The sequence below is a fragment of the Rickettsia sp. MAE-05 genome (genome assembly GCF_057319745.1).
On record NZ_JBLTIO010000002.1, the window covers coordinates 94,285 to 107,191 of the forward strand.

A 12,907-nucleotide genomic window follows, 5' to 3' on the forward strand; every position below is an offset into this window, starting at 1 on the left:
CGAAGCGACGCGGCAATCCAGAAAAAGATTAAAAAATTCTGTAAATCAGAATTTGTATAACTGGATTGCTTCGTCAAAATTTTCAATTTTTCCTCGCAATGACGAAAAAACTAATACATACAACAACACAATAAAAAGCTCTAAATGATCATCGATGTCAATACTCCTATTTCTTCTAGATTAGATAAATATTTAAAACGTCTATATCCGTTATTGACTCAAGGAGTAATAGAGAAAGCATTACGTCAAAAACAAATTACCGTTAATTCTCAGAAAGCAGAAGCGAGTTTAAGAGTAAAGGGCGGCGATAAAATTTTTATTAACGATAAGTTTAATTTACCTGTTAAGCAACCCGAAAAATTAGTTTTTACCGATGCTGAAATTAAACTAGCGAAGAAAATTACTACCGATTATCTGATATATGAAGATGATAATTTAATAGCTATAAATAAACCTGCAGGTCTTGCTACTCAAGGTGGCAGTAAAATAAATTTATCTATTGACTCTGCATTAAAATATTTGAATTATAAAGGTGCTGATTTTAAGCTAGTACATAGGTTAGATAAAGAAACAAGCGGTTTGCTCTTAATAGCCAAAAATTATTTAAGTAGTGTAAAACTTCATGATGCTTTTAAAGAAAAATTGGTTGTAAAAACATATTTTGCCGTAACCTATGGAAAGCCAATTAAAAATGTAGGAGAAGTTAGAAGTAATATAGAGAAGAGTAAGGGAAGTACACCTAAAATTACTGATATTTATAGTGAAAATGGTAAACTTGCCATTACTTATTATAAATTACTTAAATCACTTGATAATAACTTATTTTTAATTGAATTTACACCGGTTACAGGTAGAATGCATCAATTAAGGTTGCATGCTAAATTATTAGGTTGCCCGATAGTTGGGGATGATAAATATGGTAATAAAGAAATAATGCCGTATAGTAAATATATGTTCTTGCATGCTAATAATATATGTTTATCTGAAAAGATTTTTGGTAAAGAGATTAATTTAGAAGCAAAATTACCGTTTTATTTTACTAAACGTCTTACATAACTTGCTTCTAAAGGTAATTTGTACGTCGATCCGGTACTCGAATCCTCACGTACCAAGTGTACGCTGCGGTTCGAGGTGAAGTGTCTCCTTCAAATTCCTCTTTATTAGCTGCGTTATGTAAGACGTTTACTGATAAGTTTGTGGAGTGTTGAAGTTATGATTCGTAGATATTTTTTATTGCTGCTTTTTTTAATTACTAATAGTATTGATTGTTTTGCAGATATACAGCAAAGAATCAATGAAGCAGAAAAAGAATATATAAGTAATAGATTTTTAAATGCTGTTTTTATGTTTGCCGATGATTATAAACCTTTATTAACCGGTGCTAAAGGAATCTTTGCTTTAAACGGTGAGCAATTAAAAGCAAATGAAATGATGCCTATTGCTTCTGCTACAAAGCCTTTTACAGCAGCAGGAATTTTAAAATTACAAGAACAGGAATTATTAAATATTAACGATAAAATCTATAAATATCTTGATCCGGAAATGTGGGGTGGAAAAGTACCGGATTGGGCGTATAAAATATCTATCCATAATTTATTAACGCATAGTAGTGGTATTGCTGAATATTTTAGTTTTGTTAAACTTGATTTAAATACGCCTAAGAAAGAGATTCACAAGAAAATATTACAATTTGTTTCTTCTAAACCTTTAGAAATATCTATAGGGAAAAAATTTAAATATAGTAATACTAATTTTGTTATACTCGGTATGATTATCGAAAAGGTGGCTAAAAAAGATTTAGCTAACTTTTTTTATGATGAATTTTTTAAACCTCTTAACATGAAATCTACTAGCTTTGCTTCATATAGTGAAGCCGCTAGAATACAAAAAAATGTTATTAGTTCTAATTATCCGGTAAGATATTTTTTAACGCCTAATAATAGTAATAAACCTATATTTACTCCTGTAACTGCTGATTTTTTAGCAGTTCCTTGTGCTGATGGCGGTATAATATCAACACCAAACGATCTAGTTAAATGGTATAGGGCATTAAATGAGGGGGAAATTCTTTCTAAGAAGTCGTATAAACTTATGACTACTAAATATTTTTTAGCAAAAGATATAGAAGGGCGTAAGTCTTATATGGGTTACGGTATTTTCCTTACGGATCTTGATTCTAAACATTTAATGGTTCATTATACCGGCAAAGCCCTTGGAATACAAAGTGAAGCAGGATATGTTTTGCCTGATAATCTTTATTTTGCTATACTCAGTAATACTATGATTAAAATTCCTGAAGAAGCAAAAGATAAAATTGACATGAAAAATCCTTTAAATCAACTTGGAATAATTTATTTCAGAGATGCAATAATAGAGGCAGCTATAAAAAAGGATTAAATAAAAACATTAAATGAAGATAGTTACTTGGAATATTAATTCATTGCGTCTACGTATTGATTTATTAAGAAAGTTAGCACTTGAACATCAGCCGGATATTATTTTACTTCAGGAAACAAAAGTAAATGATTTGCTATTTCCTCTTGAAGTTATTAAAAATATAGGCTATGAACATGTAATATATTCAGGGCAGAAATCATATAACGGTGTTGCTATTATTTCAAAATTTCCTTTGAATAATGTTTTTTCATTGGAGTTATATAATAGTGATAAAAGGCATATAGCAGCTATAGTTAATGATATAGAAATACATAATTTTTATGTTCCTGCCGGTGGTGATATACCTGATATAGAGGTAAACTTAAAATTTAAGCATAAGCTGGAATATGTAAGGTTAATGCAGGAATGGTTAACTACTAACCGTACTAAAAACGATAAAATTATCATTGTTGGGGACTTGAACATTGCACCGCTAGAACATGATGTATGGTCTAGTAAGCAGCTACGAAATGTTATCAGCCATACCGATATTGAACGCTCGTTATTGGTAGAGCTACAAAACTCGTTAGGTTTTATTGACAGTAGTAGACATTTTGTTCCGTTTGATGAAAAATTCTATACTTGGTGGAGCTATAGAAATATAGATTGGAAAAAATCTAACAGAGGTAGAAGGCTTGATCATATTTGGGTTAGCGATAATTTAAAAGATGAATTATTTTCTATGAATTTGCTATCGGAAGCACGAGATTGGCCGCCACCTTCGGATCATGTACCGTATTTTGTGACATTAAAAAGCGTCATTGCGAGCGAACGTTAGTGCGTGGATACTGAATCGTCATTGCGAGGAGATGCGTAGCATCGACGCGGCAATCTCATGAAGTAAGATAAATGCCTGAGATTGCCGCGTCGCTTCGCTCCTCGCAATGACGGCTTTGGTATTCATACGGGCAACACTTTCTCGCAATGACGTTTAAGATTATAAGGAGTAATTAGTGGATATTAAACCAAAAAAATATAAGCCGACAAAGGAAGAATATATAAAAAGCTTTAAAGATATGCTTCTACTGCGTCGTTTTGAAGAGAAATGTGGGCAGTTATACGGTATGGGAGAAATAGGCGGTTTTTGTCATTTATATATAGGACAAGAAGCAGTAATTTCTGCGGTAGATATGGTTAAACAAAAAGGCGATAGCACTATTACTAGCTATCGTGACCATGCTCATATTATTTTAGCGGGAACAGAGCCTAAATATGTTCTTGCCGAGCTTATGGGGCGAGCTACAGGCTGCTCGAAAGGTAAGGGTGGTTCGATGCATTTATTTGACGTACCGAACAAATTTTACGGTGGACATGGTATAGTCGGAGCTCAAGTACCTATAGGCACAGGGCTTGCTTTTGCTGAGAAATATAATGGTACGAATAATATTTGCTTTACTTTTTTAGGTGACGGTGCGGTTAATCAAGGTCAAGTATATGAAGCCTTTAATATGTCTGCTTTATGGGGTTTGCCGGTGGTTTACATTATCGAAAATAATGAATATTCGATGGGTACTTCCGTGGCTCGCTCTACCTTTATGCGTGATTTATATAAGAAAGGAGAATCGTTTGGGATTAAAGGATTTCAGCTAGACGGTATGGATTTTGAAGAAATGTATAATGGAGCTAAACAAGCAGCCGAGTATGTTAGAGAAAATAGCTTTCCGCTGATATTAGAGGTAAAGACTTATCGCTATCGTGGGCACTCGATGTCCGATCCGGCAAAATATCGTAGTAAAGAAGAAGTTGAGCAATATAAAGAACGTGATCCGCTAGTGATAATAAGAAAAACGATACTCGATAATAAATATGCAACTGAAGCAGACTTAAAAGAAATAGAACAGTCGGTAAAAGAAATTGTGAAAGAAGCAGTAGAATTTTCAGAAAACTCACCACTGCCTGATGAGGGGGAGTTGTATACTGAGGTGTATTGTTAAGGCTTTAAAAAAACGTCATTGCGAGGAGCAAAGCGACGTGGCAATCTCAGGAATTTGTTATTATTTCATGAGATTGCCGCGCAGCCTACGGCTACTCGCAATGACGATTAATTTAATCAAAATAAAAAAGAAAAATGCAAATAACGGTACGTGAAGCATTGCGTGATGCGATGCAAGAAGAGATGATAAGGGACGACAAAGTTTTTGTCATGGGTGAAGAAGTTGCGGAGTATCAAGGAGCTTACAAGGTAACTCAAGGATTACTTGAGCAATTTGGTCCTAAGAGAGTAATTGATACACCGATAACGGAATATGGGTTTGCAGGGCTTGCAGTCGGAGCAGCTTTTGCAGGACTTCGTCCGATTGTGGAGTTTATGACCTTTAACTTTGCTATGCAAGCCTTTGATCATATAGTAAATTCAGCTGCAAAAACGCATTACATGTCAGGTGGGCAGGTCAAATGTCCGATAGTATTTAGAGGACCAAACGGAGCGGCAAGTAGAGTAGCAGCACAACATAGCCAAAATTATACAGCTTGTTATTCTCATGTCCCAGGGTTAAAAGTAGTAGCCCCTTATAGTGCCGAAGATCATAAAGGACTTATGCTTACGGCTATTAGGGACGATAATCCCGTTATTTTTTTAGAAAATGAAATTTTATACGGTCATAGTTTTGACGTACCGGAAACAATTGAGCCTATACCTTTTGGTCAGGCAAAAATTTTAAGAGAAGGTAGTAGTGTCACTATAGTAACTTTCTCGATTCAAGTAAAACTTGCCCTAGATGCTGCAAATATTTTGCAGAACGATAATATTGATTGTGAGGTTATTGACCTGCGTACTATCAAGCCTCTTGATACTGAGACAATAATAGAATCGGTGAAGAAAACTAATCGCTTAGTTGTAGTAGAAGAAGGTTGGTTTTTTGCCGGCGTTGGAGCAAGTATAGCCTCTATAGTTATGAAAGAAGCATTTGATTATTTAGATGCACCGATAGAGATTGTCAGTGGTAAAGACGTACCGCTTCCTTATGCCGTTAATTTAGAAAAATTAGCTCTGCCGAGCGAGAGTGATGTAATAGAAGCTGTTAAAAAGGTTTGTTATTATAGTGTTTAGGGATATTTATGTCATCCCCGCGAGGCATTGCCAGCGTGCATCAATTTCACCTCTGTCATCCCGTGGCTTGACCACAGGATCTAGTTAAAAATACTAAAATTATTAGTATTTTTTATTGTTTTTATGGACCTAGTTAGCAAGCAACGGGGTGACACAGTAGGTTTTACCGGTCTATGCAACAATGCCTCCTCGCGAAAGCGGGGATCCAGTAAAACCTATAAAAAACTAGTTTTTTTAGGTTTATTTTATCAAATATATAATGTTTGTATCAATATTAAGGCTATTTTTTCTAGATTCCCGCTTTCGCGGGAATGACAGTGGGAACGCTGCAACAAGGTTGCATTTTTAACTAGTAATGTCTTTCTACTTCGCAGCTCTTTTACGGTCGTTAGGGTCAAGTAGAGCCTTACGCAGACGAATAGATTTCGGTGTTACTTCAACTCGCTCGTCATCCTGTATATAGCTGATTGCCTGCTCTAGAGTTAAAAGCATCGGCGGCGTTAGTCTTATAGCCTCATCTTTACCCGATGCTCTAACGTTGCTTAGTTGCTTCGCTTTTAGCGGGTTGACCTCTAAATCATTATCACGATTATGTTCGCCGATAATCATGCCTCTATATACTTTATCACTAGGGTTTATAAACATTTTTCCCCGCTCTTCTAGATTCCATAGAGCATATGCGACAGCTGCCCCGTCACCGTTAGAGATAAGCACACCGTTACGTCTTCCCTCGATAGCTCCTTTATAATCGGCATATCCGTGGAAAATACGATTCATAATCCCCGTGCCTCGTGTTTCGGTTAAAAACTGACTGTGATAGCCGATTAACCCTCTAGAAGGTCCGATAAACGTAACACGGCTTTTACCTCCGCCTGATGGTCTCATATCAGTCATTTCGGCTTTTCTAAGTGCTAAAGATTTTACGACCACTCCGACATAATCATCATCAACGTCAACTTGAATTTCTTCCATCGGTTCTTGTTTATTACCTTTCTCATCGGTTTGGAATAATACTTCAGGTCTGCTAATAGATAACTCAAACCCTTCACGACGCATAGTTTCAATTAAGATACCAAGCTGTAATTCTCCTCGTCCTGCAACTTGGAAAGCATTTTTTTCAGCAGCTTCGGTAACTTTTAGTGCGACGTTACTCTCAAGCTCACGCATTAACCTAGCTCCAATCAAGCTCGATGTAACTTTTGTCCCTTCACTTCCTGCAAGCGGTGAGTCATTAACGCTAAAAGTCATGGATAAAGTTGGGGGGTCAATAGGTAGAGACGGTACAGCTTCAGTTACTTCAGGTGAACAAATAGTATCGGCAACGTTGGCGTTTTCAACGCCTGCTACGGCAATAATATCGCCGGCTGTAGCCTCATCTATAGCGATTCTCTCTAAACCTCTAAATGCTAATATTTTAGTGATACGTCCGGTTTCAAGTACTTTATTCTCACGATTTAATACTTTTACGTTTTGGTTGACTTTAACAGTGCCGCTTTGTACACGCCCCGTTAAAACCCTACCGAAGAAAGAATTATATTCTCTAGTAGTAACAAGCATAGAAAATGGTGCTTTATCGTCAGCCGCGGGTTTTGGTACATGTTTTACTATTAGGTCGAAAAGCGGAGCTAAATCATCTGCTAAATTATCTAAAGGATTAATTTTATCATCAAAGTTTAAAGAGGCTCTACCTGCTCTACCTGATGCGTAAACTATAGGGAAATCAAGCTGATCGTTATTGGCATCTAACGCCACAAATAGCTCGAATACTTCATCGATAACTTCTTTAATTCTTTGGTCGTCTCTATCGATTTTATTAATAACAACGATAGGTTTTAAGCCGAGATTTAAAGCTTTAGAAAGTACGAATTTTGTTTGTGGCATTGGTCCTTCAGAAGCGTCGACAAGTAACACAACACCGTCAACCATACTTAATATGCGTTCTACTTCACCGCCAAAATCAGCATGTCCAGGTGTATCAACGATATTAATACGGATATCGTTCCACATAAGAGCAGTGCATTTGGCTAGTATTGTTATTCCACGCTCACGTTCAAGATCGTTAGAATCCATAGCACGTTCGGCTACTGCTTGGTTAGCTCTAAATGTCCCGCTTTGTTTAAGCATATTATCAACAAGCGTAGTTTTCCCATGGTCAACGTGGGCAATAATTGCTATATTACGAATAGATGTCATCTTTAAAAATTCTCACAAGTTTACAATAGTTTTCCGTATTATACACTAAAATACCAAAAATTGGAATAAAGTTCTTGAAAAAGAAATTGGTTTAACTGCAGAATAAAAATTACTAAGAATTTTTAAACTTTAAAATAAGAGAAATTAATGAACGATAAGGTCGTGCCTCCGTATTGCAGTTTAGAGTAAATAGTCTATAATCCTCAAACAGTAATAAGAGAGAATTATAGTTAAGGAGTTATGGCAAAAATAGATGTTAAGTGTAGATATTGTAACAACACAGAAGAAGTAATAAAGTCAGGATATTCAATTTCAAAACAACAGAGATATCAATGCAAGCGGTGTAATCGATATTTTCAATTGGAGTATATTAATAATGCATCTAAGCCTGGAGTTAAGGAGCAAATAGTAGAAATGTCAATCAACGGCTCTGGAGTTAGAGATACAGTAAGAGTATTAAAAGTGGGTATCAATACAGTTATCCGTGTTTTAAAAAAATCTAGTATTAAAAACAATAAATCATTCTATCAGTACAACAAAAGTAATTATTGCTCCTGAGATAGATGAACAATGGTCTTATGTACAGAATAAATCCAGACAACGATGGCTTTGGTATGCCTTGGATAAGATTTCGTTAAAAGTAGTTGCTTATACGTTTGGTACAAGATGTGATAGCACATTAGAATCATTACTGAAAAAACTAGAGAATTTCAAGGTGACTTTTTACTATACAGATGGATGGGGGAGTTATGCTAGGTTATTAGACCCTAAAAAGCATATTATCAGTAAAAAATACACTCAACGGATAGAACGAAGTAACTTGAACCTTAGAACGAGATGCAAGAGGCTTGCACGTAAGACAATCTGCTTTTCCAAGTCATTGGATATTCATGATAAGGTTATTGGTACTCTTATTGAACGTATAGCTTTTTAATAGGCGTAACTGCAATATGGAGGCATGACCCTCTGGAGTTAGAGATACAGTAAGAGTATTAAAAGTGGGTATCAATACAGTTATCCGTGTTTTAAAAAAATCTAGTATTAAAAACAATAAATCATTCTATCAGTACAACAAAAGTAATTATTGCTCCTGAGATAGATGAACAATGGTCTTATGTACAGAATAAATCCAGACAACGATGGCTTTGGTATGCCTTGGATAAGATTTCGTTAAAAGTAGTTGCTTATACGTTTGGTACAAGATGTGATAGCACATTAGAATCATTACTGAAAAAACTAGAGAATTTCAAGGTGACTTTTTACTATACAGATGGATGGGGGAGTTATGCTAGGTTATTAGACCCTAAAAAGCATATTATCAGTAAAAAATACACTCAACGGATAGAACGAAGTAACTTGAACCTTAGAACGAGATGCAAGAGGCTTGCACGTAAGACAATCTGCTTTTCCAAGTCATTGGATATTCATGATAAGGTTATTGGTACTCTTATTGAACGTATAGTTTTTTAATAGGCGTAACTGCAATATGGAGGCATGACCAAAATATCTTTTAAACTCGGTTCTAATGATAATATATAATCTTGCTGACTTTTAGCATTTCTGTTATGTACTAATAAATTATTCTCTTTATGAAGTTTACGCAAACCATGCACTTTCAAAGTCTCATTTATAGCTTGAATTCCTACGCTAATTCCTGAAACAACAGCTACAGCTATAATTATCGGTGATATAGGAGTAAAAAGTCCGGAAACTGCAATTGCTATAGAAGCTATGGAAACTGCATAACTTAAACTATTGCTAAATAATATTTTACCGATTTTACTTTGTCTAAAACTAGTCCAATAAGATTTTAACTTATTAAATATTTTTCTAATCCTTGATTTTTTTGAATCAGACATTTATTTTTCTCTTCAAAGAACAAATATTTTTATAAATTTTTCTTTTATTTATTTAATTAACTTCTCTTACAACTTAAATTATAGTATAAATTCTAATAAAAAAACAAAATAAATGTCTGGAAAAGAATTAAATAAAATTGTTGCAGCCATCTTATTTGCTAGTTTAATTGCTATGATGGTTGGATTTGTTGCAAATATATTATATAAACCCACTCTAGAGTTACAGCATCGCGGCTACAGCGTTGCGGTTCAAGAATCATCAGAAAATCAAAATACTACCGCATCAGAGCAAGCACCGGTAAATATACCGGAATTAATGAAGACTGCTAACGCCGATAACGGTCGTGAAATAGCCAAGAAATGTTTAATGTGTCATTCTCTTGATAAAGACGGTCCAAATAAACTAGGACCGCATCTTTGGGATGTAGCAGGCAGACCAAAAGCAAGCATAGCAGACTATAAATATTCCCCTGCTCTATCAAAACTCGGCGGCGTATGGGATGATGATAGTTTATTTGCTTTCTTACATAAACCAAGTAGCTATGCACCAGGAACTAAAATGTCCTTTGCCGGTATCTCAAAACCGCAAGACATAGCTGACGTAATATTATTTTTAAAAACTTATGTTCATGATAAATAATTACCTCACCGAAATATGGTTAATAATCGGCATAATTTGTGTAGTCGTTGAATTCTTTGCAGTTCCAAACATTGGATTCTTATTCTTTGGGCTTGGAGCATTATCAAATACTCTTGTAGTATATAACTATCCTCTAGTTAGCTTAACAAACCAAATAACATTTTTTGGTATATTATCGCTTATTTGGTTTTGCATATTATATTATCCTCTTAAAAAATATGTTTATAATAAAACTGATAAGACAGAAAACTACTCGGATATGATAGGCAAAACGGTAGAGGTTTATAGTTCTACTATCTCTTCTGATAGTATAGGACAAGTAAAATGGTCCGGTGCTATTATGAATGCTTACCTTGCTCCAAACGAAATCGATGCAAACACAGGCGACCGACTTTTTATTGTCGAGGTTAAAGGGAATGTACTAATTTGTTCTAAGCATAAACCTAAAACATAGAATCAAACCCTATATAATTTATGCCAAGATTAATAACGCATCATGGATTAACTAAATCTACTTTTGATGCTTCGCAACTCAAAAAAGAGTTAGAAAACAAGCATACTACTTCTTTGCCATTAGATGAACAGCTTGCCTTACTTAATCAATTACGTGAATTTGAGTTAGGTCGTTTTTTGTTAGCAAATAAAGGACTCAATGGTTATTGGACATCTTATATAATAATTCATGGTCTTAAAAAAGAAAAACTCGACCCTTTAGAAAGATGGATTTTGTATCATGCTCCTTCTGTTAAAGCTACCCAAGAACGCTTTAAAATATTTCAAAAAATTTTACAGGATAAGTTAGAAGATGGAATGAAATTTATTTCTGTTCCTTGCGGTACTATGGACGATTTACTTACATTAGATTACAGCAAAATAAAAGAAATTCATCTGACAGGGATTGATCTAGATGCTATTTCTTTAGAACTAGCACAAGAAAACGCCAAAAAGCATCATCTTACGCATGTTAACTTTTTACAACAAGATGCTTGGAATCTTGATATTCACGAGGAATATGATATCCTTACGAGTAATGGTCTTAATATTTATGAATTTGATGATGATAAAGTTACTGATCTATATAAACAATTTAGTAAAGTGCTTAAACCTAGCGGCATACTAATTGCAAGCTTTTTAACACCTCCTCCAACATTATCAAAAGAATCTACATGGAAAAATGTTAATATTGAGGATGCTTTAAAACAAAAGGCTATTTTTAGCGATATTATTAACGCTGCATGGCAAGTTTTTCGTACAGAAGCCGAAACACGTAAACAGCTAGAAAAAGCAGGATTCCAAATTCTTGAAATTATATATGATTCTCAAGGTATTTTTCCGACAGTAATAGCAAGAAAAAAATAATAATCAAATTCAAACATTCTCTTTGAACCAATCAAAAGCTTTTTTAAAGAAGCTGCTATTTTCCTCAAGTCTAATATGAGCGAATTCTTTTTGCTGCTTTAGAGCATGAATTTTTAGCATTCCTATAGTTGCTGAATACATAGCCGGATTATAATCTTCTGTAAAACCGGCAATAATCTCCGGTTTACCGATTCTACTCTGTTTTTCAAAAATTTTATTTGAAAGCTCTTTAAGTCCTCTAAGCTGAGAGCCACCGCCGGTAATTACAACTCTAAAAACTTCAACCTGCCCTTTTGTTGCTTTATCATATTCGGCTTTTACCATTGATAATATTTCTTCGACTCTTGCTCTTATTACCTCGGCTAATTTATAAATTGTTACAGAAGTATTTAAATTATGATGAGTATCAACCTGAAAATCATCCATATTTATAATACTATCTTTCTCAAATAAAGGTATAATTGCATTACCGTATAAAATTTTTAATTTCTCTGCCGTAACAAGATCAATACCAAAGACTTTAGCAATATCCGAACTAATATGAAAACTACCTATATTTACATGCCCTGTATATATTAATTTACCGGCAAAAAAAATGCCGAAAGAGGTAGTTTTATCGCCCATATCTATAATAAGCGAGCCTAGATTTTTTTCATCATTCGTAAGACAGCTAATAGCAGAAGCATAAATTGCTAGAGTAATATTTGTGACTTCAACATGACATTTAGCGAAGCATTGTACAATATTTGATAACATATTTGAACTAGCTGCAATAATATGTAATTCACAACTAAGCTCTCTACCATACATACCTATAGGATTCTCGACTGAATTATTATCAAGGGTAAATTCAAGAGGAAAATAATGAATAATTTCTTGGTTTTTAACTTTAAACTCAAGTAATGCTTTTTGTAGTAACTTTTTAATATCCTGCTGCGTTACGGTTTGCCCGTTAACTTTAATGGTATAATTAATATAATAAGATTTAGTGTCGGCACCTGATAACGATAATATAACTTTTTTTATATTTTTACCGCAATCTTTTTCAAGCGCATAAATTGCCGAAACAATGCTAGTTTCAGCATTTTTTAAATCTGATATAACTCCTGATTTAATACCTTTAGAATGATGCAAATTTTGGCTAGCTACTTTAATTTCACCTTTTTTACTAATATAGGCAGCAATTACGGCAATCTTACTACTGCCGAAATCAAGTGTCACAAAATTTGATATTTTCTCTTTCATTTTTTTACGTTTGTTATTCCAAAAACGTCATTGCGAGAAGAATTACAAAGTAATTCGACGAAGCAATCTCAGGATGCTTGACAAGATTGCCGCATCGAAACTACGTTTCTCCTCGCAATGACGATT

12 protein-coding genes and 3 pseudogenes are annotated in these 12,907 nt (G+C 34.5%); 11 read left to right on the top strand and 4 right to left on the bottom strand.

Features of this window, described 5'->3' with window-relative positions; all coding sequences use genetic code 11:
* Window positions 1-144 precede the first annotated feature (144 nt).
* The gene (locus tag ACNFN7_RS04070) at window positions 145-1,056 is read left to right on the top strand and encodes an RluA family pseudouridine synthase (protein ID WP_485440960.1); all 912 of its coding nucleotides are present in this window, start codon (window positions 145-147) and stop codon (window positions 1,054-1,056) included.
* Here the strand turns inward: ACNFN7_RS04070 and ACNFN7_RS04075 are convergent.
* A pseudogene (locus ACNFN7_RS04075) lies at window positions 1,038-1,189 on the bottom strand (palindromic element RPE1 domain-containing protein); the annotation flags it as partial. The gene ACNFN7_RS04070 and the pseudogene ACNFN7_RS04075 sit on opposite strands and share 19 nt — an antisense overlap.
* 23 nt (window positions 1,190-1,212) lie before the next feature.
* Here ACNFN7_RS04075 and ACNFN7_RS04080 point away from each other — a divergent pair.
* From ACNFN7_RS04080 to ACNFN7_RS04095, 4 genes are all read left to right on the top strand, one after another.
* Entirely contained in the window at window positions 1,213-2,397 is a 1,185-nt protein-coding gene (locus ACNFN7_RS04080; RefSeq protein ID WP_485440961.1) for a serine hydrolase domain-containing protein, read from the top strand.
* 13 nt (window positions 2,398-2,410) lie between these two features.
* The gene (xth, locus tag ACNFN7_RS04085; RefSeq protein WP_485440962.1) at window positions 2,411-3,214 is read left to right on the top strand and encodes an exodeoxyribonuclease III; all 804 of its coding nucleotides are present in this window, start codon (window positions 2,411-2,413) and stop codon (window positions 3,212-3,214) included.
* A gap of 175 nt (window positions 3,215-3,389) precedes the next feature.
* A complete protein-coding gene (gene pdhA, locus ACNFN7_RS04090) occupies window positions 3,390-4,370 on the top strand; it encodes a pyruvate dehydrogenase (acetyl-transferring) E1 component subunit alpha (RefSeq protein WP_485440963.1) in 981 nt (326 codons plus the stop codon).
* Between the two features lie 134 nt (window positions 4,371-4,504).
* Entirely contained in the window at window positions 4,505-5,485 is a 981-nt protein-coding gene (locus ACNFN7_RS04095) for a pyruvate dehydrogenase complex E1 component subunit beta (RefSeq protein WP_485440964.1), read from the top strand.
* 363 nt (window positions 5,486-5,848) lie between these two features.
* Here the strand turns inward: ACNFN7_RS04095 and typA are convergent, their stop codons facing one another.
* Window positions 5,849-7,678, bottom strand: a complete 1,830-nt coding sequence (gene typA / locus ACNFN7_RS04100; protein WP_485440965.1) for a translational GTPase TypA — start codon at window positions 7,676-7,678, stop codon at window positions 5,849-5,851.
* A gap of 240 nt (window positions 7,679-7,918) precedes the next feature.
* On the opposite strand from typA, the gene ACNFN7_RS04105 reads away from it, so the two are divergent.
* The 3 genes and pseudogenes from ACNFN7_RS04105 (at window position 7,919) to ACNFN7_RS04115 (ending at window position 9,148) form a co-directional block, all read left to right on the top strand.
* Window positions 7,919-8,612 (top strand): IS1 family transposase gene (locus tag ACNFN7_RS04105; RefSeq protein WP_485440526.1). Its coding sequence is split into 2 segments (ribosomal slippage): window positions 7,919-8,205 and window positions 8,204-8,612, totalling 696 coding nucleotides; the frame shifts between segments, so codons are not numbered across the junction.
* 40 nt (window positions 8,613-8,652) lie between these two features.
* Window positions 8,653-8,772 (top strand): annotated as a pseudogene (locus ACNFN7_RS04110) (IS1-like element transposase); the annotation flags it as partial.
* A gap of 1 nt (window position 8,773) precedes the next feature.
* Window positions 8,774-9,148 (top strand): IS1 family transposase, encoded by a 375-nt coding sequence (locus tag ACNFN7_RS04115; protein ID WP_485441234.1) that lies wholly within the window; start codon window positions 8,774-8,776, stop codon window positions 9,146-9,148.
* Between the two features lie 29 nt (window positions 9,149-9,177).
* Here ACNFN7_RS04115 and ACNFN7_RS04120 read toward each other — a convergent pair.
* Window positions 9,178-9,537: pseudogene (locus ACNFN7_RS04120) on the bottom strand (hypothetical protein); the annotation flags it as partial.
* 112 nt (window positions 9,538-9,649) lie between these two features.
* Between ACNFN7_RS04120 and ACNFN7_RS04125 the strand changes: the two are divergent.
* Genes ACNFN7_RS04125 through ACNFN7_RS04135 form a run of 3 tightly spaced genes read left to right on the top strand, consistent with a single transcriptional unit; the run spans window position 9,650 to window position 11,536 of the window.
* Window positions 9,650-10,177: a c-type cytochrome gene (locus ACNFN7_RS04125; protein WP_485440966.1), complete on the top strand. Its 528-nt coding sequence runs from the start codon at window positions 9,650-9,652 to the stop codon at window positions 10,175-10,177.
* On the top strand, window positions 10,161-10,631 hold the full coding sequence (locus tag ACNFN7_RS04130; RefSeq protein ID WP_485440967.1) for an NfeD family protein: 471 nt from the start codon (window positions 10,161-10,163) through the stop codon (window positions 10,629-10,631). The genes ACNFN7_RS04125 and ACNFN7_RS04130 overlap by 17 nt, the downstream gene beginning before the upstream one ends.
* A 20-nt stretch (window positions 10,632-10,651) precedes the next feature.
* Complete coding sequence (locus tag ACNFN7_RS04135; RefSeq protein ID WP_485440968.1) at window positions 10,652-11,536, top strand: methyltransferase domain-containing protein; 885 nt, start codon at window positions 10,652-10,654, stop codon at window positions 11,534-11,536.
* Window positions 11,537-11,545: 9 nt separating this feature from the next.
* On the opposite strand, the gene ftsA is transcribed toward ACNFN7_RS04135, so the two are convergent.
* Window positions 11,546-12,781 carry a cell division protein FtsA gene (ftsA, locus tag ACNFN7_RS04140; protein WP_485440969.1) on the bottom strand — a complete coding sequence of 412 codons (1,236 nt, stop codon included), beginning with the start codon at window positions 12,779-12,781 and terminating at the stop codon, window positions 11,546-11,548.
* Window positions 12,782-12,907: the final 126 nt, after the last annotated feature.